We start from the raw sequence: 22,603 nt of genomic DNA on the forward strand, positions 1-22,603 counted from the left end.
GCAGGACACTAGAAGAAAAAACTCAGGGTGATTGGATGTCATTATTATGACCCATTTTAGCCTTTTTACATCACCTCATTACACCTGAGCAGCTCTCCAAGATCTTTACAGGCTGACTTTAAGTTGACCTTTAGGCGAAAACCAAAGCAGTCAGTTTTGCTAGCAGCCCTACCCTTCATTTAACCATAACGCTCGGTACGAACCTTCTCTGCCAACTCATCAATCTTGCGAAGCCGGTGATTCACCCCGGACTTACTTACTGTACCCTTAAGCAGTTCGCCTACTTCCTTCAAGTTGATATCCGGATGGGCAAGTCTGACTTCAGCCACTTCACGAAGCTTTTCGGGCAACGACTCCAGACCAACTTCCTTTTGCAACAATCTGATGTTATCGATCTGTCTGACGGCTGCTCCAATCGTTTTGTTCAGGTTCGCCGTCTCACAATTGACGATTCGGTTGACGGAATTACGCATATCTCGCATGATACGCACATCCTCGAACTTGAAAAGGGCCTGATGTGCACCAATGATACTGAGCAGTTCAATGATTTTCTCGCCTTCCTTAATGTATAGGATGAATCCTTTTTTGCGTTCTATACACCGGGCATTGAGATGAAATTCATTCGCCAGGTCCACCAGGGCCTGACAGTGTTCCTCATACATGGACGCAATCTCCAGGTGGTAGGACGAACCTTCGGGATTGTTGACCGAGCCTCCTGCCATAAATGCTCCTCGAAGATAAGCACGTTTACAGCAGTTATTTTTGAACAGCTCTCCACTGATCCCTGGAGTAAACAGAAATCCTTCGGAAACAATGTACAGATCTTTTAAAATCACCTGTACCATGGTTGGAATCCGAACAATATATACATTGTTCTTTTTCAGCCGCATTTTTTTGCGGACAAGCAATTCCGTATGCACTTGAAAATGCTTTTTAAGCAGAGAGTATGCCCGTCTTGCAATGGCGGCATTCTCCGTCGAAATATCCAAGATGACTTTTTTATTCGATAACTGCACCGCACCAAGCATACGGATGAGGGCTGAAAGTTCCGCCTTTTCGCAGCACGGTTCGCTTTCGATCATCGTTAGTTCTTTTTTGGTCTGTGCTGCAAACGACATGGGACTTCACCTCTTCCGTAACATCCAATTTTGTACAAGTTGATAGATGTGATGGCTCAGCTTGTCGGCATCATGACGCAGATAAGTCCGGAATAGGACCAACGTATCCGCAACCACTTGATAGCCGGCACTCTTCAGCACATTCATATCCAGCACAACTGGTTTAGCTCCTTTTTCCGCATACTTATTCTGCACTTGCAGCGGAATATCACCATTATTTACAATGACATAGTCGAAAATTTGTTGTCCTACATGTTCATGTACCGCCTTGAGGTGGTCACTCACCGTGTAATTATCCGTCTCTCCTGGCTGTGTCATCACATTACAAATAAACATTTTTACTGCGTCAGCTTCAACGACAGCTTCAGCCAGCTTAGGTACAAGCAGATTGGGCAGAATGCTCGTGTAGAGACTACCTGGTCCAATCAGGATGGCGTCTGCCTGACGAATAGCCTCAACAGCCTCTGGCAACGGCTCCACGTGATCCGGTTCAAGGAAAACGCGTTTGATCCGTAAGCCAGCTTCAGGGATCTTGGACTCGCCAGTAACAATCGATCCGTCCTCCATCTCTGCATGCAGTATAACGGCCTGCCCGGCTGCGGGTAATACCTCACCCCGAACGGCAAACACGCGGCTAAGTTCCCGCACAGCGGTCACAAAGTCGCCCGATATATCCGTCATTGCAGCCAAAATCAAGTTACCCAGGCTGTGGCCTGCAAGCCCCGCGCCTGTATTGAAGCGATAATTCAGCATATCCGACAACAACGGTTCCACATCTGCTAGCGCCGTGAGTACGTTACGAATGTCGCCCGGAGGCGGCATTTGCAACTCATTACGCAGGATGCCCGAACTTCCTCCGTCATCCGCCACCGTCACGATGGCCGTGATGTCCAGCGGCTTTTCCTTCAAACCGCGCAGCATCACGGATAATCCGGTTCCGCCGCCCATGACTACAATTCTCGGACGTTCTCTTCGTGGTCCGGCTTCTTTCATCCCTTCACCCTCTTCAATGACGGTCCCGGTCGGCGTCGCGATGGCTCACGGTGACAGCCTCAGTTTCGCTGCTTCCCAACATTTTGCCCAAATATTCCGATATTGCTACCGAACGATGCTTGCCTCCGGTACAGCCGATTCCAATAATAACCTGGCTTTTGCCTTCCTTCCGGTATTGCGGAATCAGAAAATGCAGCATATCCAGCAGCTTGGTCAGAAACGCCTGCGTCTCCGGCCATTTCATAACATATTCATATACATCACTATTCTGTCCCGTATTCGGACGTAAATGTTCAATATAATGCGGATTTGGCAAGAAACGAACATCAAACACCAGATCCGCATCGATAGGAATACCGTATTTGAACCCAAACGACGTAATATTTACCGACAGCATATGGCTTTCCAGATGAGAAAAGCGGGATATGATGCGCTCTTTCAATTGAGCAGGCTTCATCGTACTGGTATTCAGTACCTGAGTGGCGGAATTTTTGAGTTCCTCCAGCATCTTACGTTCCAGCCGGATGCCGTCCAGCGGCATGCCCTCAGGAGCCAGTGGATGTCTGCGCCTGCTCTCCTTATAGCGCTGGACTAATACAGAGTCTGTCGCGTCCAGGAATAATATTTCACAATGAATGGTAAAATGATCTTTAATATAGTTCAGTGACTCGGACAAAGCCGTAAAGAACTCACGACCGCGAAGGTCGATAACCAGTGCGACCTTGCCAATTTTGCCGTTCGATTGCTCAATCAACTCCGCAAATTTTGGAATCAATACCGGTGGAAGATTATCCACACAGAAGAAACCAAGATCCTCCAGGCTTTGTACTGCAATCGTCTTGCCTGCTCCGGACATGCCCGTAATGATAATGAGCGTGGCGCCTGTGCCCGGTGAAACTTCACCTTCAAGCATAAATGTCCCCTCCTTATCATATTGCTGTCGGATTATACTGTTACGAGGTTACTAGGAACGCAAGAGAAGACCAGCCGCGCCAACAATCCCTGCATTATTGCCAAGCGTTGCTTCAAGAATCTTAACCCCTTCTTGCAGCGGTTCAGGTGTCAGTTTCGCAAATACAGTGCGTACTTCATCAAACAAAATATTACCCGCTTTGGATACACCGCCACCGATAATGAACATCTCAGGGTTAATCACAGCCGCTACAGCCGCCATTGATTTGCCCAGATAGAACGCTGCACGATTGACGATACGAAGAGCAACTTCATCGCCCGCTTTAGCTGCATCAAATACTTCTTTAGCTGCAATCTTGTCCACGAGTGCCAGTGATGTATGATCTCCTCGCTCTACAGCGTCTTTGGCCATACGAATAATTCCGGTTGCTGAAGATACAGTTTCCACGCATCCCATTTTGCCGCATCCGCACTGAATGGCTTCCAGATCAGGAACAACACTGACATGACCAAGCTCACCAGCCATACCGGAGAAACCTTGATAGATCTTGCCGTTCAAGATCAGTCCGCCACCAACGCCTGTACCAAGCGTATAACATACACAGTTGTCCACACCCTTGCCAGCACCTGCCCAAGCTTCACCCAGTGCAGCCACGTTTGCATCGTTATCTATTTTGACTGGCTTGCCCAGACGTTCTTCCAAAATCGAACGAATGGCTACATTCCGAAATCCAATGTTAGGGGCAAGAACGATAATTCCCTCGCGTACATTGGTGAACCCAGCCACTCCTGCTCCTACACCTTCAAGCTGTTCCCAGCTGTAAGGCGATTCAGCAACGATATGACGGACATACTTCTCGATGTTGGCAATGACCGTGTCAACGCCCTTATCCACTTCAGTCGGTCCTTCATACGTATGCATAAGCTGACCGTGTTCATCACATATACCGACCTTGATTGCTGTTCCGCCGAGATCGACCCCAACGTAGATTTTCTCAGACATGCTACAAGCCACCTTTATCTATCTATAATAGTTTAATCCTACGTACCAACTATAATTGAAGGATACGCCTGGGTCAAGACGATAAGACCTTTGCTGTGATTAGCTTCCTCGCTATTGTGAACAACATCACAGGCTATTTTTGAATACGTATACAACCTCATTTGTCTCTATTAAAAACGCAGGCTTCATTCCTTCCTCCATAGAGGAGGAAGCCTCAACTCATGATATTGCATATCCACTCGTTCCATGCGTAAAAGATGACAATTGTCATCTGAATTTCATGACAATCCTTACTAATCACGTCTCAGACAGTTCGGTAAGATGGAAATATCTTCTAGAACAGAACAAGGACGTGATTCAAGATGAGCTCACCCGTTATAAAGATGGAACAGGTAAGCAAAAGGTACGGCACCAAAGAAGTTGTCAACCATATCTCCTTAGAGATCAACCGTGGTTCGATTGTTTCGATCCTTGGCCCTAATGGTGCCGGCAAAACAACAACCATGAAAATGATGCTCGGCTTGTCCACTGCTACATCAGGACTTGTGACTGTGCTTGGCCAAAAACCGAATCACAAACAGGTTCGACAGAAGATTGGTGTCATGCTGCAGGATGTGAGTGTAATGGATGGGCTTACCGTTCGAGAGATTATAAGCATGGTACGCAGCTATTATCCAGCACCGCTTCATGCAGACCATATCGAAGAACTGACGGGACTCCCTCCAGCCGACTTAAATAAAAGAGCAGAGAAGCTGTCCGGCGGACAAAAGCGCAGCCTGAATTTTGCCCTCGCCATGGCAGGTAATCCCGAAATTCTATTCTTTGATGAACCTACAGTCGGACTGGATTCGGAAACAAGGAGACATTTCTGGGAACGAATCCGCCAGCTGGCACAGGAGGGTAAAACCGTAATCTTCACAACGCACTACCTCCATGAAGCAGATGAAGTAGCGGATCGAATCATTCTCTTTAACCGAGGTACCATTGTTGCAGACGGAACACCAGGGAATATCAAGGCCGGAATCACAATACGAACGATTTCCTTTTCAACTACGCATAGCATGTTCACCAATGATGATGTGTCCAACACGGAGATGGCATCCGTAGCTGATGTCTGTGCACAAATTGAAGATTTGCCTGATGTGGATGGGATCGAGTATCACAAAGATCGTTGCATTCTTCACACCAAAAATACAGATGTGCTGCTCCGTCACCTCATTGAACGCCGGATTCCCGTTAGTGACATCCGAATTGAAACCGGACAGCTGGACGATGCCTATGCAAACCTGATGGAAAGCATGAAGGAGGAAATTTGATATGTTGATGCTTCTCGCTCAATCTCGTGTTGAAATGCTCCGCATGTCCCGCAATGTCTACTTTATTTTCTGGTCCTTAATGATGCCCGTCGCCTTCTATTTTCTTTATACGCGCATCTTCAATACAGGAACAACAGATCCAGAACAATGGAATGCCCACTACTTGATGTCTATGACCTGCTTCAGCATCATGGGATCCTCAATCATGACACTCGGTATCCGACTTGTCCAAGAAAGAGCACAGGGTTGGGTCGCTTACTTGCAAGTGACTCCGTTACCCAACTCGATTTATTTTGGAGGAAAAATGGTAGGACAAACGATAATGCACCTGTTTTCCATCATCGTCATCTTTACAGCTGGATTCCTGATTAATGGTGTATCACTTCCTCCTGCTCAATGGATCGGCTCCGCCCTTTGGATTCTGGCTGGTTCTCTCCCCTTTCTTGCCCTTGGTACCTGTATAGGAACATTCCGACGGGTGGACACCGCCAGTGGATTGAGCAACGCTCTCTATCTATCTCTGGCCTTGCTGGGCGGGATGTGGATGCCTCTTGACATTATGCCGAGCTGGTTACGACAGATGGGCAACTGGCTTCCCTCTCATAGCTTTGGAAATGGAGCGTGGGTTATTATAGCCGGAGGCGTGCCTGCCCTACGCGATATCCTACTTTTGGCAGCATATCTGGTTGGATTTATGTTACTATCCACATATATCCGTAATAAACAAAGGGAGGCGTAATCTTCAAATATGCTTCAGCATTTCGAGATTTTCCCAAAGCGATATGGATTTTACCCGTATATATGGATGATCTATCTGGCTATGCCAATCTATTATTTGTGGAACGCACAGGGACATGAGTGGTACATCGGCGTAACCTCCTTCATCGTATTTATCCTGACTTATCGGCAGCTCTACATGACATCAGGTACCTCACTCTTCTCCTATTGGCTTAGCCTACAGATGCTTTGCGTTCTGATACTAAGCCTGGTGATTGATCCCAATATGTTTTTCCTCGGATTTTTCACAGCCAATTTTATCGGATGGTACACGGAGAAACGTCAGTTCCGAATGTTTTTGGTCATATTCGCCATTGTCCAGACCATTCCAATTGCTTTAAAAATTCAATACCTTAGCGCTTATCAACTCATGTTTTTTGCGCCATTTTATCTCATTATGCTTGCTTCACCCTTCGGGATCCGTTCCATGCTGGATCGACAAAAGCTGGAGGCCCAGCTGGATGAAGCCCAGCAGCATATCAAGGAATTAATTAAACGTGAAGAGCGAATGCCAATTGCCAGGGATCTGCATGATACCATGGGACATACGTTCTCGCTGATCACACTGAAGAGTGAGCTGGTTGCCAAACTCATTGTCAAAAATCCCGAACGTGCCTTACAGGAAGCACGGGAGATTGAGCGCACCTCCCGTGCGGCATTGCGGGAAGTACGCCAGCTTGTCTCTGACATGCGGGCAATCAGCATGGTTGAAGCACTCACCGATGCCAAAGAAATGTTGAAGATTGCTGATATCGAGCTTCAATTAGCAGGAGAACAGGGCCCATTTCATGATGTTCCCGATCTAACCCAGAACATGGCGAGCCTCTGTCTACTTGAAGCCGTAACGAATATTGTAAAACACAGCAAAGCCACTTGCTGTGTAATTAAGCTGGAACGAACGCATGATGGCATAAGCATACGGGTTAAAGATAACGGTAATGGCATTAGTCCAGATGAACATCAAGGCAATGGCCTAAAAGGCATGTCTGAACGACTGAACCTCATCGACGGCTCCCTCCAGATTTCCTCGGACTCTGGAGGAACCCACCTTGTCTTTTCCTTTCCCTTGATCGCCACTGAACACCAAGGAGGAATTAGAGCATGATTCGTATTTTGATTGCTGAAGATCAACGCATGCTGAGAGGTGCACTTGCGTCACTGTTAGACCTTGAAGATGATTTAGAGGTCATCGGTGAAGCAGGTAATGGAGAGGAAGCTCTGAAGCAGATTGGTTCCCTCCAACCAGATCTGTGTCTTATGGATATTGAAATGCCTGTTATGAGTGGCCTGGACGTAGCAGAACGTATACAACAGCTCGGTCTGCCCTGCCGTATTATCATCCTCACTACCTTTGCCCGTCCGGGATTTCTGGAGCGTGCTATTCAGGCCGGGGTACAGGGATACTTGCTCAAGGACGAACCAAGCGATCGTTTGGCGGGAGCTATTCGACGGGTCATGAGTGGTGGACGAGAGGTTTCCCCAGAGCTCGTTTTTGGTGCAGCCAAAGAAACGAATCCGTTAACTGAACGTGAAAAAGAAGTGCTTAAGCTCGCAGCCACTGGCATGAATGCCAATCTTATCGCTGCCTCGCTTCATCTTTCCTATGGTACTGTGCGCAACTACCTGTCTGAAGCTTTTAACAAGCTTGATGCCAAAAACCGCATGGAAGCCGTCAGTATTGCAGAGCAGAAAGGATGGTTGTAGAGACTAGTGCGCTCGGTTCATAAGCACCAACAATTGGACTAATTACATACCAACCATACCTCCTCCAGTGAATATGGACAGAGAAAAACGCCTTCCCATAACAGGAGGCGTTTCTCTACTTTTATGAACATTACCTCAACCTATACCTTCAGCAGCTATTCAGCTACTGGTCACAGCTTCGTTTCCACACGTACGGGCTCTTCCGTTTTTTCCATCTTGTTGACGTCCAGAATATCGAGCAGGAAGACAAAGATCGGTATACCGATGATAAGCCCCCAGATCCCCAGGAAATGTTGAGACAGAATCAGTACGATAAACGTGTAGAACATCGGCAATTTGGTTTTGTGCGCCATCAGCTTCGGATTCAGGAAGTACGTCTCCAAAGCATGAATAATGATGATCATAATAATCACGATCACGCTGAGCTGTAATCCTCCCAGTTGATAACCGATCAGACACAGCGGAACTAGTGAGATGATAACCCCCGCAACGGGTACCAGACTCAGCATAAACACCAGAATGGTCAAGGCGAACAAGTACGGGAAACCAAGTATCCATAATCCTAGGATCGTCAAAGCCGTATTAAACACAGCAATCATCAATTGTGCCTCGATTACTTTACCAAAAGAAGATACAAACTTATCTCCGAGATAGGCCACTTCATTATAGAACCAGCCGATTTTGCTTGTTTTGAACTTGGAGGTAAACTTGGAAATCTCCCGCTTCTGCAACAAGAAGAACAGACTCAGGATGATAACCAACAGAATGAACTCCAACCATTTGCTTAACGCAAAAATATACTTCAATGCATCGTTGGTATAGTTTTTGATATCGAACGATTGAAGATAACCGGCAATTTTGGAAGCAAAATTATCTCCGTCAGCGGTATCAAGAAATTTCATGATCTCATTCGTTAACTGAACGACCTGATCCACAATTCGTGGTGAATACTTGGAGATGCCCAGTACAATGGCTGCAATAACGATAAGATAGAGCAGGATGACTACAACTTTATAGTTAACCGGAAATAAACGATTTAACTTCTCTGTGATAAAATGCTGCAACCTGTTCATGACATACGTCACCAGGAATAACAGCAAAATCATGTGCAGCATACTCCCCATGCTGAATAGAACCAAACAAAACAACAGCAGGATCAAAAATCGCCGCACTGTTGCATTCTGTAACCAATCTTTTATCATTTCCCCCAAAGTCTTCACCTCACAGCTAATATGCCCATTATGTATACGATCTCATGCCCACTTTGGTTTCAAAAAAAGAGAAGCCTTCCGGCTTCTCACATTATGAGACTTCCCGTTGTCTCTTCTACTTAATTTATGCCAAACCATACCCTTTTCATGCTTACTTATCCAGTGTTTCGCTCCAGTCATGCACAATACTGCCTTCAAGGAATTTCTCGCAGTCCATTGCGGCCATACACCCTGAACCTGCTGCTGTAATGGCCTGACGATACTTCGTATCCTGAACATCACCACAGGCGAACACACCCGGAATGTTGGTCTCGGTTGTACCCGGTTTAACGACAACATAGCCGTGTTCATCCAAAGTAATCTGGTTGCTCAGGAAACCCGTATTCGGTGTATGTCCAATGGCAATGAATACGCCATCGGCTTCAAGCAATTCTTCCTGTCCAGTCTCGTTATTGCGTACCTTAAGCCCTTTAACACCAAGAGCCTCAGGCACAACTTCGAGCGGTGTACGGTTCAAAGCCCATTTCACCTTCTCGTTGCTGCGAGCCCGATCCTGCATAATTTTCGATGCACGTAATTCGTCCCGGCGGTGAACCAAGGTAACGTCTGTTGCAAAACGGGTCAGGAAGCTGGCTTCCTCCATAGCGGAGTCTCCACCGCCAACAACGACGATCTTTTTACCACGGAAAAAGAATCCGTCACAGGTGGCACATGTACTTACCCCACGTCCCACATTCTCCTGCTCTCCGGGAATACCGAGATAACGGGCCGATGCACCGGTAGAGATAATGATTGATTCGGCTTCCAGTTCACCGATGCCTCCAACTTTAACCTTGAAGGGCGGTTTACTGAAATCCACTTCTTCCACCCAACCATTTTTGAACTCAGCTCCAAAACGCTCCGCTTGCTTGCGCATATTGTCCATCAGTTCCGGACCCATAATGCCTTGCGGAAAACCAGGGAAATTCTCAACTTCCGTTGTCGTCGTCAATTGACCACCCGGCTGAAGACCTTCGATAACCAGTGGGTTAAGATTAGCACGAGCCAGATATATCGCTGCTGTCAGACCCGCAGGTCCGGTTCCGATCACAATCGTTCTGTATTTAGACATATAGATACAGCCTCCTTAATAAGGTTGAGAGTGTGTTGAGTGGCGATTAACTTGCTATGATGATATCCTACAGGCATGTCGAGACCTATTCGTTAAGTTTACCCGTTTTCCAGGCTTATGTATCCTTCACGCAATGAAGTCTATCCCAAAGCGAGAATTTCAAGGAACATTTACTGGACCGGTGGGTTGGAATTGCACACTTTATTGATTTGCCGTGCATATTTGCTGACTGTGGCAGCTGATATGCCATACCGGTCGGCTATGCTTTGGTAGGTCACTGGACGACTATGAATTTTAGCAGCCAGATATTCCAATCCCGCAGCCAAGCCTTCAATTTGCTTCGTGCCAGGCACCTCCAGGTGTACGCGAGATACATAGTCGGTCCACAACCGCTCCATTTCTTGCTGCAATTCGGCTTTGGCTTCAGACATCTGTAACGCACGGTCCACGACCGCCTGCCAATGCGAAGAAGCTTTCGTCTCCGTTTGTTCCGTCATCGACTCGATCTTCGGAATAGTGCGTTTGCTCAACGCAGTTAGCGGTCGCAGAACAGGAGAATCATCCTGCTTAGTTCCTTCTGAACCAAGACCGTTTAATACGGAACGAGCGGCTTCCACCAGATCCTGATCTTCACCAGGTTCCTCGATAAAGGATTGCAGCGCCTGCTGCACCTCGTAATCACCAATCATGCCAAGAGCATGAATGACCTGGAGCTTAGTTGCCCGGTCCCCATGTCGCAACGCCCAGAAGAAAGAGGAACGGATCAAGGGATCATTTTTCATCTCTTCAGGTATGCCGTTGCCATAGTTCTCCCATTGTCTGAATTGCTCGTCAAATGGCAGATGATAGTGATAACTTAGTTTCTCCGGATCTTTCTCTCCCTGTCTCACAGCCTCAAGACCCGACAGATAGTACCGGGATACTTCCGAACCTGGATCCAGCTTGCCTACATGACGCCACAGACGTTCAGCGGAATCGTAACGTTCGGTATTATAAGCTGCGACTGCTGCATAATGTGCGAGAGCTGGGTCCGCAGCGGTTTCTTCATCCTTCAACAGGCGACGGAAATGTACATAAGCCGTATCATGTTGACCTAGGATACCCATCGTGGTAGCCAGTTTGTAGACCTGTTCGTGCTGGAAAGGCACGATGACACGCAATTTTTTGATCAGAAGCAGCACTTGGTCGGCTCGATTCTCGTTCTGATGAAAGATCGCCAGATTACACAGTGCATGCAAATTACCAGGCTCCTGCTCCAGTACCTCGGCAATCGTCTCTTTCGCCTTGGGAAACAGCCCCATATAATAATAGGCAAGCGCCAAGTTGTTGCGAGCAGCCAAATAATCAGGATACTCGGGTGACATGCCTTCCAGCAGCTCAGCCGCCTGTGCAAACTTCCCTTGTTCCAACAATTCCCGCGCCTGATCGTGTTCAACGACACCCTTACGTGATTTGATCCGGTTCAGTTTGGCTGGTCGATCCAGCTCGTAGTAAAGAAGCTCCATCATCTCTTCGGCTTCCGTCATAAACTGACCTTGGGTATCCTCCTCCAAATACGTAACAAGCGCTTGCTCAGCTTCTTCAAACCGATCCATATTCGCATAATTGTTCGCCATGTAGAAATAACATTCCGTCATGGACGGATCTACCACGTCGAGCACATGCGCAAGAACGGCATTGGAAGCCTCGTAATCCCCCTTCTCTGATAATATACCCGCCATATTACAATGATTCACCGGATTTTCCGGCTCATATTCAACAGCTTTACGAAAATATTTTAATGCCTTGTCGACGTGATTACGGTCCAGCGAGCGGACAGCTCTCTCAAAAAAGAAAGAAGCATCCAAGTGAATCGGTATTACATTGGCAAGGTGTCCCTCAGCCCGCAGTAGCTTGCCCTTCATCTTCCAAGGCACCTCCTCTTTGCTTTCATTCATACTCTCCAGTATACCACATCTTAAGGCCCACTTCTCAATATGTAGTTTCATGTCGTTTATGCCAAAAATGCGCAAAAAAAAGATGACACCCCCTCATCCCTTTCGAATGAAATGTCATCTTTTTGCTTCATGTACTCTTCCTTATAGAGAGATTCATCAGAATTACAGCTTCAACGCCATGGATGGCGAAAGAGAGATATGAACTGTCTTGTGGAAAGGGGTCATAAAGTTAACCAGTACAACCTTACACTTATTTGGCAGCTTTGCCTCACGTACGGTTGCTGCCAAATGCCCTACCTCGCCTCCGGTCAGCTCAATCCAGTCATCTCCACAGGAATAACGCAATGTGCCGCTCTTCCACAGATAATGGCCTTCATCTGTCTCAAGCAATTCCCCCTGGGAAAGCTCGCCCTCGCTGCCGAACACGAAAGACAGCTGCACCATAAGCTGCTCCGGCTGCTCTCCCGCCAGCTTCAGGGTCCAGCCATTTTCCGTTCTTAATACTTCCGTCTGTACAAGGAACGTCTGTTCATGGGTGAGATCTCGACTCTGATGGGGCAACAAATACCACGGACTGATAGCTGTTCCCGCCGTCTCAGGCAGTTGGCTATCCGGGATCGGGCCGTAATAGCCTTTCCTCTGTTCGCCCGTCAGACGGTAACCTGCTGGCAATCGAGACATCTGCTGCATCGGCACATACCCTGGATTAAAATAGGAGGCCAACTGAACGGCCAGCAGACGTACGGCACCATGACGAAGGGCAAAGAATGAAGGCACCTCCGTCATTACAGTCGCACTTGTATTACCGGAACGAATACGTGCTACAGGTGCGCCGAAGTCCGTATGCAACCGGCTGTGCGAGATGTGTCCATGATGACCTGCCGAATCCATTCGCTGTAAATAGCCCTCCCGCACAAATCGTTCGTTCAGTATGATCTCGTACCGCTCAGGCAGCTGTTCCCGTGCCTTACCAGCCTGCTGCTGAAGCTCAGGCTCCAGCAGCAGCCGAACGAGCGCATTGACCGAGCAGACGCCGGGATCTGTTAACATTTCTCCAGCCCAATCGGCCATGCCGGCAAAGATCGGATCACCGTCCAACCGAGCCATAATGGCATACGGCAAGTAATACGGTGATAAATCATGCACGCTCCCCAGATCCTGGCGACCTGAGTATTCTGTAACAACCTCACCTGTTGGATGTACAAGATACACCATCATACGAAGATTGAGTCTCACCGGGTCCAGCAATTCGGGACGGTTCAACAGGCGTGCCGCATGAATCAGCATGATGTCGCTAACCGCGCTGTAGATTCCGTTGCTTCGTTCAGTCCACTCCCCATCAGGCGTAATATCCATACCTTCAGCCAGCCACTGCTCTGCACGCTGCACAGCTTCCTCCAGGTCAAACAATTGATGCAGGAAACCGAGCGCCGCGCATAGCACCCAGCGATGATTCGGCGTATGACAGCCTCCAGTCAGCAAGACTGGAATAGTTCGTTCCAGAAACAGGCGTATATTGTCCAGCACAGGTTGCAATGGCTCCCAGTCTTGCTGCTGAAGAAGTTGATATAACTGGGCATATCCCACGACAAGAAATGCGGTATCCGGCGGAGAATGGGAATTGGTCCAACCGGGGGATATGGAGCCGTCTCCATGCTGATTACGGATTACGTACTCCGATGCAAGCAGCAGACGATTTAACAGATCTTCATCCCGATAATAGATCGAATCCGGATTGGCGAGTGCTGCTCCCCAGTAACACATGTCCGTAGGTGTTCCGGTCGTATGGTTGACCCAGGCGATACCTGTAGAGGGGTCAATCGTTCCTCCATAATAGCGGCTGTCCGGATCAAGCACTTGCCGGGATATCCCTTTTTGCACTGCTCTGTCATTGCTTTCCACCAGTTGTCTGTACATGTCTAGTCCCTCCAAACAAATGCCGATGAACGGAATATTCGGCGCAATAATTCTTGTCATCTGGTTAATCACGATTGGCTTAAGAAAACCTATGATCAGCCCTTAACAGCTCCAAGCATCGCACCGCTAACAAAATATTTTTGCAGCCATGGATAGACGAGCAGAATCGGTACGGTTGCAAAAATAACGGTGGCCGCCTTGAGACTTTCCGGGGTTAATGGAGCGCGGTTGGCACCTTCCATCTGTGTGAGCTCACTCACCATGTTGTTTTGCACCATTTGGAACAGTTTGAGCTGAAGTGGATACAGCTTAGGATCATTAATGTACATCAGGGAATCCTGAAAGCCATTCCAGCGGCCAACAGCATAGAACAACGCCAAAGTTGCCATGACTGGCATCGACAGCGGTAATATGATTTTCAACAAAGTGTGCAGATGTGAACTGCCATCAATTTCAGCCGACTCTTCCAGACTTTCCGGTATACCATTGAAAAATGAGATCAGGATAATCAGGTTAAACGGACTGACCAGACCTGGCAGAATTAGCGCCCACGGCGAATTAAGCAAGTGCAGGTCACGAATGAGCAAGTACTCAGGAATGATCCCCCCGCTAAAGAACATCGTAATGATGATCACGTACATGAAGAGCTTGCGGCCCTTCATTTTTTTCTTGGTCAACGGGTATGCAGCTGCGATTGTGAACACCATGCATAACACCGTTGTCACAATCGTTAACAGGGTCGTATATCCCAAGGAATACAGCATCGAATGATCGGAGAACACCTTAACATACGCATCCCAATTGAACTCCTTAGGAAAAATGGTGACTTCACCCGATGTAATGGCACGATTGGAGCTTAATGATATGGCAATCGTGTGCAGAAACGGAGCGAGACAGAACACGACGAACAAGCTAATAAACAGAATGATAACGGTATCAAAAATCCGGTTTGAGGTGCGTTCACTCATATGCGCACAACTCCTTTACTGATGGTATACATATAAAGCAGCTAAGCGTACCTTCTGTTCTTTTAAAGAATTCCTTCACCTGTTGTCTTTTTCGATATATAGTTCGAACCGAGTACAAATATAAGTCCCACGACTGCCTGGAACAGTCCAACGACGGTTGCCAGCGTATATTGTCCCGATTCCAGCCCGACCCGGTATACAAAGGTACTGAGCACATCAGAATATTCACGCACTGCCGTGTTCCCGATAATATAAGGACGATCAAATCCGATGCTGACCATATGTCCCAAATTAAGAATGAGCAGAGTAACAATAGTAGGCTTGATGCTTGGCAGGGTTATATGCCAGATTTTCTTCAGCCGTGTCGCTCCATCAATCTCTGCCGCTTCGAACAATTCCTTATTAACACCCGTCAGCGCAGCCAGATATAGAATCGTTCCCCAGCCTGCACTTTGCCAGACACCTGTGAACAGGTAGGTCACAAGCCACGGGTTTTTCTCCGTCAAAAATGGAATCGGATTTAAGCCCATACTTTCAAGTACACCGTTTACCATACCGGATTGGTTACCGAATAACTGGTACACAATTCCCCCAATAATGACCCACGAAATAAAGTGAGGGATATACAGAATCGTCTGCGATATTTTTTGAAACCATTTAAACCGGATTTCATAGAGCATGATGGCTAATATAATGGGAGCAGGAAACGAAACGATCAGATCAAGAAAATTCAGCATAAAGGTGTTGCGCAACGTGGTGTAGAAATCTCGCATCCCGAATACCTCGCGAAAGGCATCAAAACCGATCCACTCACTGCCGTTAATACCTTGAAAAAGATTAAAATCTTTAAATGCGATCTGAACGCCATACATCGGTCCGTAGCGAAACACCACGAAATAGATGAGGGGCAGTGAAATCAACGCGTATAATTGCCAATACCTCTTCAAGTATGCGGTCAAGTCGGTCTCCTCCTAACAACGAAGAAACACTGTGCCGCCTTAACCTCAGCCGACGGCACAAGTCCCTTCATAAATGATCCGATATCAAGCTTGTGTAAGTTGGATTACTTTGGATTCGTACGTTCACACATATCTCCGACTGCTACTTAGCAGCAAGCTCCTGAACCGCTTGATCCAGTTCCTTCTTCAATTCTGTGCCGCCCAGGGACATGAAATCATTCATTTCCCGTTCATACACTGCGTCGAATTCTTCCGGTTTAGCCATTGCTGTTTTTACGATAATGACATTAAGCTTATCTTTGAGCGCCGTGCTGTACTTCATCTCTGCCTGAATCGGTTTGTCAAAAATGATGGGTCTTACCGTATCGGTGTTAGCAATATCAATCGACTGTTTAAGCATTTCCTGATTATTTTGGGGGAAGCCCATGATCCATGCTTTTTCGTTGGTAGCCTGATCACCGATATTTTTACCATTTGAGATAATAGCTGTATCCCCTGCGTTGAACAGGCGATCCTTCGCTTCCTGTGAAGCATCCTCTTTGACAACAGGAATTCCGTCTACCAGATCGTAGTTCTCTCCTTCCACGCCGCTGTAAATATCAATCAGGTTATTGTCTGATGCCATCCAATCCAAATATTTGATTGCTTCCACCGAACGTTTGCTGCTCTTCGGAATCATGATGTACATGCCGTTTGAACCGTAACGGGATTTGATATGTTTGTTGTCTACGTTTGCGTTGGTGTACGCATCAACCGGAAGCACTTTACTGCCCTGCGTATTTTTAAGCAAGTTATCCAGAGTGCCATCTGCATAGAAAATAGCGTCGACATCCTCAGACCAGTAGCCGATGTTTCCGTTCTGTACATCCTTCACCAGTTGGGCCTTATCTTCATCCAAACTGAAGTCCTTGCTGATCAAGCCTTCATTGTACAGCTTGTTCATGAACTTCATGGCATCCTTGAAGCCCTCATGGAGAGGCAATTCATAACGTTGTGCATAAGTCAGATCTCCGCTGATCGGCTTGATGAATGAGTAGATCAGCGTTTCGAACTGAGCTGGCGCCAGTGCCATTCCCATTGGAATGTTTTTGCTGCCAAGTCCACCAGGGTCTTTATCTTTAAATGCTTTCAAAGTGGTATACAATTCATCCGTCGTCTTCGGTACTGGCAATCCCAGTTTATCCAGCCAATCCTGACGAATATAAGAGCTATATCTGCCTGTGATGGCACGTTTGCCAGGAACTGCGAACTGCTGGCCCTCTAATTGACCAAACTTAAGGGTGTCCTCGCCAAGGAATTTTTTCAGGTTAGGTCCGTATTGATCAATCAACTCTCCCACATCAGTCAGACCGCCTTGTTCGGCGTAACGATAAAATACACTTGAGTCATAAACAAATACAATATCCGGAACATCCGTATTACTCGCCATTAGGACATTCAGCTTGGTTACTTCCTCCGAGCGCTGAATCGGTACGAATTGTATATCAATGTTATTCGGATCGCCGAACCGTTCCTGGATCAGTTTGGACAAATAGTTATTCGTAATGGTATAAGGTGAAGGACTATTCCCGCGGTCAAACACCTCCACTTTTAAAGTGACACGCTCGCCATTGCCTGATGCACTGCCTTCTGATTCCTGATTCGATGCAGATGAACAGCCGGCTAGCAAGGAAACTCCCATTACCATAGTAAGCGCCAATCCCATCCATTTCTTTAGACTCCCTTTGGTTGCTTTTCCTGTCATTTTGTCATCTCCTTAGCATTGCGTGAATGTTTAAAGCTTGCCCAGAGTATTCCACATCTTTCCGCGCTCTGGCAATAAACTCGTTTCGGAAACGCTTACATAAGGATAATGGTTTATCCCGAGCGACTATTTTCGCAGACTGACTATATTCGTAAAGGACCCGAAAACAGGCGTAAATCAAGGATTTCTTGCATAAGCGCAAGCTTCCAAGACGGAATATAGGTTTACACTAGCAGCAAAAAAGGCGGACTCCTACATGGCTTCTCCTGAGAAAAACCTGCATGAATTCCACCCTGTGCTTAGCACGGTATAATACGTAGCATGAGCCTTTGAATTACGACTCGGAATCGTGATGTTCACGTTTCATACGGCGATAGTCTCCCGGTGTAATACCCTCAACCCGTTTAAATACACGTCCCAAGGTAATTCCATTGGCATACCCCACCTTCAAGGCAATGTCCTGTAGGGAAAGATCCGTACTCCGCAGAAGACGCTCCGTTTCCTTCATCCGTAATTCTGTAAGAAAGTCTACAAACTTCATATTGAACTCTGTCTTGAACAAATAACTCGCATGTTTGCCGGTAATCTGGAATCGATCGCTCAGATGTTTCAGCGAAAGATCAGGATTCGCAAACTGTTCTTCAATATAGTTTTTCATTTCATTGACCATCGCTTTGTAGCTCTTGGTCTCAGTTACCGACACATAAGTTCTGAACAAGTCCGTCAGGTCATCAAACAGAATGTCTTTGACACCTTCAAGTGTCTCCGCTTCTTTCATCAGCATCAACCACTTGTTTATGTTTTCCTCCGATAATTTCTCCTGCAGCTGTTCGGACATGACCGCTACTTCCCGGCTGAGCATCTGTAGCATCGCCTGAATCAAGGAGTGAATCTCATCATCTGGCAGCTTATCACGTTCAAAAGCCGCGAAGATCTCCTCCAGTTGATCACGCCACTGACTGCTCGACATCCGAAACCGTTTAACAAAATCAGCAATCATCTGCAAATAGGTATAGGTATCAAGTAGCTGCTGCTGAGTTTCTCCATATCCAGCCAGAGCGACATCACCGTCTCTCAGTAATCTGCGGTGCATCACAGTCTCAGCCGCTACGTAAGATTCACGAATAGCCTCGATGCCCTCCGCGATCGGTCCGATACCGAAACTCAATGATATACGCAGATTCTGCTCAACCCAGGAACGACATTCCTCCGCCACTAAGCGAATTTGCTCCGTCATATCCGGGTTACCGTCTGTGGACAGGAAAAGGATCGCAATCTGATCCGAGCTGACCCATTCCGTCCAGCATTGCATACCCGCATTGCGTGAGAGCTCCTGCAGCACATTCATTAACGCAAATTTGAGTGTATTCTGCTCACCTCTTGTAAACCGTTCCTGGAATCCCTTCTCATATCGGTTGATTTCGCCAACCACAACAGCGAAGCATGACGAAGTATCCACGCCAGTTAACGGGGAAAGATCCTTTAATCGCTCTACCGCGTGGTCCAGATTCTCCCCATTCAGCAGATCGTTAAAAAGTTTGCTGCGTTGCAGCAGCACGTTTTCCCTGCTCTTTTTGTCCGAATCCATCATATGGTTAATCAGGTTTTCTAACACGCCATCAATCAATTTCATCTCATCGGTCCGAGAGCCCGATTGCTCCAGCACTCGAATCTGATGCGCCTCAATCCGATTCATAATAATCTGAATGGGTTTATAGTTGCGACGAGTGATATAGATAATATAGACGATTGCACAAATGACGGTAACAACCGCAATAATCACCCATACATAGGAAACCACCGAGACCCAACCATATAAGTTCCCCTCCTTGATCCCACTGGAGATCGTCCAACCCAATCTTTCCAGCGAAAGGGTGTTCAGCTCTTGGCCTTCTACAGCACCTTCACGATCTGAATGCGCATCGTACACAACCTGACCGCCACGGTCAAGAATGCTCATGAAAGAAAGCTGTCCATTAACCATACTATCAATGCTCTGCTCGATGCTACTCATCTTGATATTAATGACAAGCACCCCATCAGAGCCAAATGGCAAGGGCATATCCTTATCTACCGTCAACACCCGAATAGGCGTACGCTGATTAACTCCTGCATCGTATTCCCTGACAGGCTGCCAGCCTGAAGTAAGAGAACCAGAGTCGATTCGGTCGATCCATGCCTTGTCTGAAAAGCTATCTACCTCCTTAGAGCCGCTTGATGTTAAAACGCTTTCATTTTTCTTGTCATACAAATAAATGGATTGGATCCAAGGGTTGGAACTCGTCAGCTCACGCAAGTTTTGAGCAATGCTATACACGGTCTCTTTGCCCACCTGGTTCTGGCTATTAAAATAGTACTTATAGGCCTGCTCACTCTGCACCGCTTCCATAACCGACAACTCAATATCCCGGATCGTCCGGTCCAGACTGTCCACCAAATAGCTGGAGGAGATACGGTCTGCTTTCCTTGTTTCTTCCCTGGAGATGTCATTAATGAAAACAAAAGCGATAAAAATGAGTACGGTCATGGTAAGAAAGAAAATAGGAAAATAAGAAAACAGTAAACGATAATACCAAGTCCGGGACAATAGACCCCACTCCTCACTCCACGACACCGTTGTATAATAGCCGTGGTTCTACTGTTCATCACATCAGTTACATCTCTGGGATTGAATTCCCTATATACGCAGCCATAAAATCAATTTTAAGTTATTATAGCACAAGCCCCCAGGCAGCAAATCAGTAATCGATTCCCTCCTTCTCCTTAACTCATCCGCATCTTTACCCTAATCCATCATAAAAAAACAAAAACCGTGCTGAGCAGCAAACCACTCAAACACGGTACAATACACCTGGATTCGCACAGATCTGTGCTGCATGATTAAATCCCTGAATCTTTAAACAACGTCGCCATGGAGCCGCCATCCACAATAATGCGAACAGCACGTGCAAGCATTGGAGCTACGGGCAACACTTTGAAGCATTCTGGGTGATCATCCGGCAGTGCGATGGAGTCTGTGACCACCACCTCGGCTATAGACGGGTGATTAAGTTTACTTAGAGCTCCGTCCGAGAACAGACCATGTGTTGCACATACATATACGTTTTTGGAGCCTCGCTCCTTCAATCCTTCAACAACATTGAGAATTGTCGTTCCGGTATCGATCAGATCCTCAATAATAATTGGAGTTCGACCTTCAACATCCCCAATAACGTGCGTAATAATCGATTCATTGTGGCTTGGCCGCTTCTTGATCATAATGGCAAAAGGTGAATCTAGACGATTCGCCAGTTTCTCTGCCATCGAGGCTCGTCCCGCATCAGGGGAGACAACTACCGGGTTTTCAATCCCTTTACTCAGCAAATAATCACTGATGAGATCCAATGATGTCATGTGATCCACAGGAATATTGAAAAATCCTTGAATTGCCGCTGCATGCAGATCAATGGTAACTACTCGGTTTGCCCCAGCAGTAGTTAACACATCCGCAACCATCTTGGCCGAGATCGGCTCACGCGGAGCAGACTTGCGTTCCTGACGGGCATATCCGTAATAAGGAACAATAATATTTACAGTACGCGCAGAAGCCCTTTTGGCTGCATCAATCATGACGAGCAGTTCTACGAACAACTCATTGATCGGATGAGATAATGATTGTATCAGAAATACATCACAGTTGCGGATCGTCTCTTCGTAGTGAACGTATATTTCTCCGCTCTTGAACCGGGACAGTTTGATCTTGCCTAGTTGTACACCCAGCTTGTCGCATACCTGTTCTGCCAGCTTAGGGTTCGATGAACCGGAAAAAATACGTAACGAATGCTGCATAATGCCCTCCCGAGGGTTGAAGTCCCAATATAATCCTTTATCAGTCTAAAAGTGAATGTTCAAAAAGACCCGTTTTCAGTACCGAGAAGATGGGATAAAGCTAGAAATGGAGTAGCGGAGCGTAGGCAAAACTACGTGAGCAACGAACATTTCGGCTGAATTCCAGCTTCGACGCTGATGATGCCATTAGGCATCCTTCGTAATCAAAAGCGGACTTTTTTGAACTACCTCTAAAAAGGTTATTTCCTACCCTCATTATACTCCACTGCCTTATACATTTAAAGAAAGGAACGAGCGCTGTCGACCTTCAAAAACGGCTACCTCCGTACAGCCCAGCTCACGCAAGAGCGCCTCGGCCTCAGGCAGATAATCGCCTAGCTTCAGCGGATCATGTGCATCGGAGCCAAGGGTCAGCGGAATCCCCAATTGAATGGCCTCTGTTAACATCCGGCGACCAGGAAACATCTCTGCGCATGGCTTCGATAATCCTGATGCATTAAGCTCCATGGCACAGCCACTTTTCGCGATAGCTTGCAGCGCCGCATTCTCCAGATCTATACGCTCTTCAGTCTGCTCTGGTGCCGGAGTGAAGCCAAAGCGCTTGATCACATCTGTATGACCCATAATATCGTACATTCCCGTCGCTGCCGCTTTGCTCACAGCATCATAGTACTGACGATAGACTCCTAGTACGTCTTTGCCTTCCCAATGATGGGTCTGGCGAAAATCCGTAATGTCCCATTCCCCGAGAAAATGAACCGATCCAATCACATAGTCCCATGGGTAGCGTTCAATAATGGCCCGGATTTCGGTCTCCCAGCCTTCAATATAGTCGCCTTCGAGGCCGACACGCACATCGATCTGACCACGGTACCGCTCTTTCAGAGAAAAACACTCTTCCACGTAACGCGGCAGCTCATCCATGGGCATTGCCATCTCAGGATAATAGTGAGCGGGGTCTACATGCAGCAAAGGCATGTGATCCGACAGCCCGATCTGCGACAGCCCAATCTCCACCCCACGCTGTACATAAGCCTCCAGCTTGCCAACCGCATGACCACACCGCTCATGGTGTGTATGATAGTCTATACGCACAGGCTCGCCT

General features: G+C 47.2%; 18 protein-coding genes. 4 read left to right on the plus strand and 14 right to left on the minus strand.

Features of this window, described 5'->3' with window-relative positions; translation table 11 throughout:
- Positions 1 to 179: 179 nt before the first annotated feature.
- The 4 genes from whiA to A6049_RS20905 are packed head-to-tail and all read right to left on the minus strand — an operon-like array spanning position 180 to position 4,026.
- Positions 180 to 1,118, minus strand: a complete 939-nt coding sequence (gene whiA, locus A6049_RS20890; RefSeq protein WP_063566495.1) for a DNA-binding protein WhiA — start codon at positions 1,116 to 1,118, stop codon at positions 180 to 182.
- Between the two features lie 6 nt (positions 1,119 to 1,124).
- Positions 1,125 to 2,111 (minus strand): gluconeogenesis factor YvcK family protein, encoded by a 987-nt coding sequence (locus A6049_RS20895; RefSeq protein ID WP_063566496.1) that lies wholly within the window; start codon positions 2,109 to 2,111, stop codon positions 1,125 to 1,127.
- A gap of 13 nt (positions 2,112 to 2,124) precedes the next feature.
- Entirely contained in the window at positions 2,125 to 3,024 is a 900-nt protein-coding gene (rapZ, locus tag A6049_RS20900) for an RNase adapter RapZ (protein ID WP_053782949.1), read from the minus strand.
- Between the two features lie 51 nt (positions 3,025 to 3,075).
- Positions 3,076 to 4,026: an ROK family glucokinase gene (locus A6049_RS20905; protein WP_063566497.1), complete on the minus strand. Its 951-nt coding sequence runs from the start codon at positions 4,024 to 4,026 to the stop codon at positions 3,076 to 3,078.
- 362 nt (positions 4,027 to 4,388) lie between these two features.
- Here A6049_RS20905 and A6049_RS20910 point away from each other — a divergent pair, with 362 nt between their 5' ends.
- From A6049_RS20910 to A6049_RS20925, 4 genes are read left to right on the plus strand one after another with little or no spacing between them, the layout of a single operon-like run.
- The gene (locus A6049_RS20910; RefSeq protein WP_063566498.1) at positions 4,389 to 5,342 is read left to right on the plus strand and encodes an ABC transporter ATP-binding protein; all 954 of its coding nucleotides are present in this window, start codon (positions 4,389 to 4,391) and stop codon (positions 5,340 to 5,342) included.
- A gap of 1 nt (position 5,343) precedes the next feature.
- Complete coding sequence (locus A6049_RS20915) at positions 5,344 to 6,081, plus strand: ABC transporter permease (protein WP_063566499.1); 738 nt, start codon at positions 5,344 to 5,346, stop codon at positions 6,079 to 6,081.
- 9 nt (positions 6,082 to 6,090) lie between these two features.
- A complete protein-coding gene (locus tag A6049_RS20920; protein WP_063566500.1) occupies positions 6,091 to 7,224 on the plus strand; it encodes a sensor histidine kinase in 1,134 nt (377 codons plus the stop codon).
- Complete coding sequence (locus A6049_RS20925) at positions 7,221 to 7,823, plus strand: response regulator transcription factor (protein WP_063566501.1); 603 nt, start codon at positions 7,221 to 7,223, stop codon at positions 7,821 to 7,823. The genes A6049_RS20920 and A6049_RS20925 overlap by 4 nt, the downstream gene beginning before the upstream one ends.
- Positions 7,824 to 7,993: 170 nt before the next feature.
- Here the strand turns inward: A6049_RS20925 and A6049_RS20930 are convergent, their stop codons facing one another.
- The 10 genes from A6049_RS20930 to hisJ all read right to left on the minus strand — a co-directional run bounded on the left by A6049_RS20930 (position 7,994) and on the right by hisJ (position 22,593).
- Positions 7,994 to 9,025 (minus strand): AI-2E family transporter, encoded by a 1,032-nt coding sequence (locus tag A6049_RS20930; RefSeq protein ID WP_072735810.1) that lies wholly within the window; start codon positions 9,023 to 9,025, stop codon positions 7,994 to 7,996.
- A gap of 160 nt (positions 9,026 to 9,185) precedes the next feature.
- A complete protein-coding gene (gene trxB / locus A6049_RS20935) occupies positions 9,186 to 10,145 on the minus strand; it encodes a thioredoxin-disulfide reductase (protein ID WP_063566502.1) in 960 nt (319 codons plus the stop codon).
- Positions 10,146 to 10,315: 170 nt separating this feature from the next.
- Positions 10,316 to 12,049: a tetratricopeptide repeat protein gene (locus tag A6049_RS20940; protein WP_063566503.1), complete on the minus strand. Its 1,734-nt coding sequence runs from the start codon at positions 12,047 to 12,049 to the stop codon at positions 10,316 to 10,318.
- A 195-nt stretch (positions 12,050 to 12,244) separates the two neighbouring features.
- A complete protein-coding gene (locus tag A6049_RS20945) occupies positions 12,245 to 13,999 on the minus strand; it encodes a hypothetical protein (protein WP_063566504.1) in 1,755 nt (584 codons plus the stop codon).
- A gap of 95 nt (positions 14,000 to 14,094) precedes the next feature.
- Entirely contained in the window at positions 14,095 to 14,967 is an 873-nt protein-coding gene (locus tag A6049_RS20950) for a carbohydrate ABC transporter permease (RefSeq protein ID WP_063566505.1), read from the minus strand.
- A 62-nt stretch (positions 14,968 to 15,029) separates the two neighbouring features.
- Positions 15,030 to 15,926, minus strand: coding sequence for an ABC transporter permease (locus A6049_RS20955; RefSeq protein ID WP_063566506.1), 897 nt, complete (start codon positions 15,924 to 15,926; stop codon positions 15,030 to 15,032).
- 142 nt (positions 15,927 to 16,068) lie between these two features.
- Positions 16,069 to 17,670 carry an extracellular solute-binding protein gene (locus A6049_RS20960; RefSeq protein WP_063566507.1) on the minus strand — a complete coding sequence of 534 codons (1,602 nt, stop codon included), beginning with the start codon at positions 17,668 to 17,670 and terminating at the stop codon, positions 16,069 to 16,071.
- Positions 17,671 to 18,004: 334 nt separating this feature from the next.
- Entirely contained in the window at positions 18,005 to 20,257 is a 2,253-nt protein-coding gene (locus A6049_RS20965; RefSeq protein WP_063566508.1) for a helix-turn-helix domain-containing protein, read from the minus strand.
- Between the two features lie 293 nt (positions 20,258 to 20,550).
- The gene (locus tag A6049_RS20970) at positions 20,551 to 21,498 is read right to left on the minus strand and encodes a ribose-phosphate diphosphokinase (protein WP_063566509.1); all 948 of its coding nucleotides are present in this window, start codon (positions 21,496 to 21,498) and stop codon (positions 20,551 to 20,553) included.
- 270 nt (positions 21,499 to 21,768) lie between these two features.
- Positions 21,769 to 22,593 carry a histidinol-phosphatase HisJ gene (hisJ, locus tag A6049_RS20975; RefSeq protein WP_063566510.1) on the minus strand — a complete coding sequence of 275 codons (825 nt, stop codon included), beginning with the start codon at positions 22,591 to 22,593 and terminating at the stop codon, positions 21,769 to 21,771.
- Positions 22,594 to 22,603: the final 10 nt, after the last annotated feature.

The organism is Paenibacillus sp. O199, from assembly GCF_001636635.1.
GTDB lineage: Bacteria > Bacillota > Bacilli > Paenibacillales > Paenibacillaceae > Paenibacillus > Paenibacillus marchantiae.

Coding starts and splice junctions, on each gene's coding strand:
- whiA (WP_063566495.1), bottom strand. CDS start 1,118: ATGTCGTTTGCAGCACAGACCAAAAAAGAACTAACGATGATCGAAAGC.
- A6049_RS20895 (WP_063566496.1), bottom strand. CDS start 2,111: ATGAAAGAAGCCGGACCACGAAGAGAACGTCCGAGAATTGTAGTCATG.
- rapZ (WP_053782949.1), bottom strand. CDS start 3,024: ATGCTTGAAGGTGAAGTTTCACCGGGCACAGGCGCCACGCTCATTATC.
- A6049_RS20905 (WP_063566497.1), bottom strand. CDS start 4,026: ATGTCTGAGAAAATCTACGTTGGGGTCGATCTCGGCGGAACAGCAATC.
- A6049_RS20910 (WP_063566498.1), top strand. CDS start 4,389: ATGAGCTCACCCGTTATAAAGATGGAACAGGTAAGCAAAAGGTACGGC.
- A6049_RS20915 (WP_063566499.1), top strand. CDS start 5,344: ATGTTGATGCTTCTCGCTCAATCTCGTGTTGAAATGCTCCGCATGTCC.
- A6049_RS20920 (WP_063566500.1), top strand. CDS start 6,091: ATGCTTCAGCATTTCGAGATTTTCCCAAAGCGATATGGATTTTACCCG.
- A6049_RS20925 (WP_063566501.1), top strand. CDS start 7,221: ATGATTCGTATTTTGATTGCTGAAGATCAACGCATGCTGAGAGGTGCA.
- A6049_RS20930 (WP_072735810.1), bottom strand. CDS start 9,025: ATGATAAAAGATTGGTTACAGAATGCAACAGTGCGGCGATTTTTGATC.
- trxB (WP_063566502.1), bottom strand. CDS start 10,145: ATGTCTAAATACAGAACGATTGTGATCGGAACCGGACCTGCGGGTCTG.
- A6049_RS20940 (WP_063566503.1), bottom strand. CDS start 12,049: ATGAAGGGCAAGCTACTGCGGGCTGAGGGACACCTTGCCAATGTAATA.
- A6049_RS20945 (WP_063566504.1), bottom strand. CDS start 13,999: ATGTACAGACAACTGGTGGAAAGCAATGACAGAGCAGTGCAAAAAGGG.
- A6049_RS20950 (WP_063566505.1), bottom strand. CDS start 14,967: ATGAGTGAACGCACCTCAAACCGGATTTTTGATACCGTTATCATTCTG.
- A6049_RS20960 (WP_063566507.1), bottom strand. CDS start 17,670: ATGACAGGAAAAGCAACCAAAGGGAGTCTAAAGAAATGGATGGGATTG.
- A6049_RS20970 (WP_063566509.1), bottom strand. CDS start 21,498: ATGCAGCATTCGTTACGTATTTTTTCCGGTTCATCGAACCCTAAGCTG.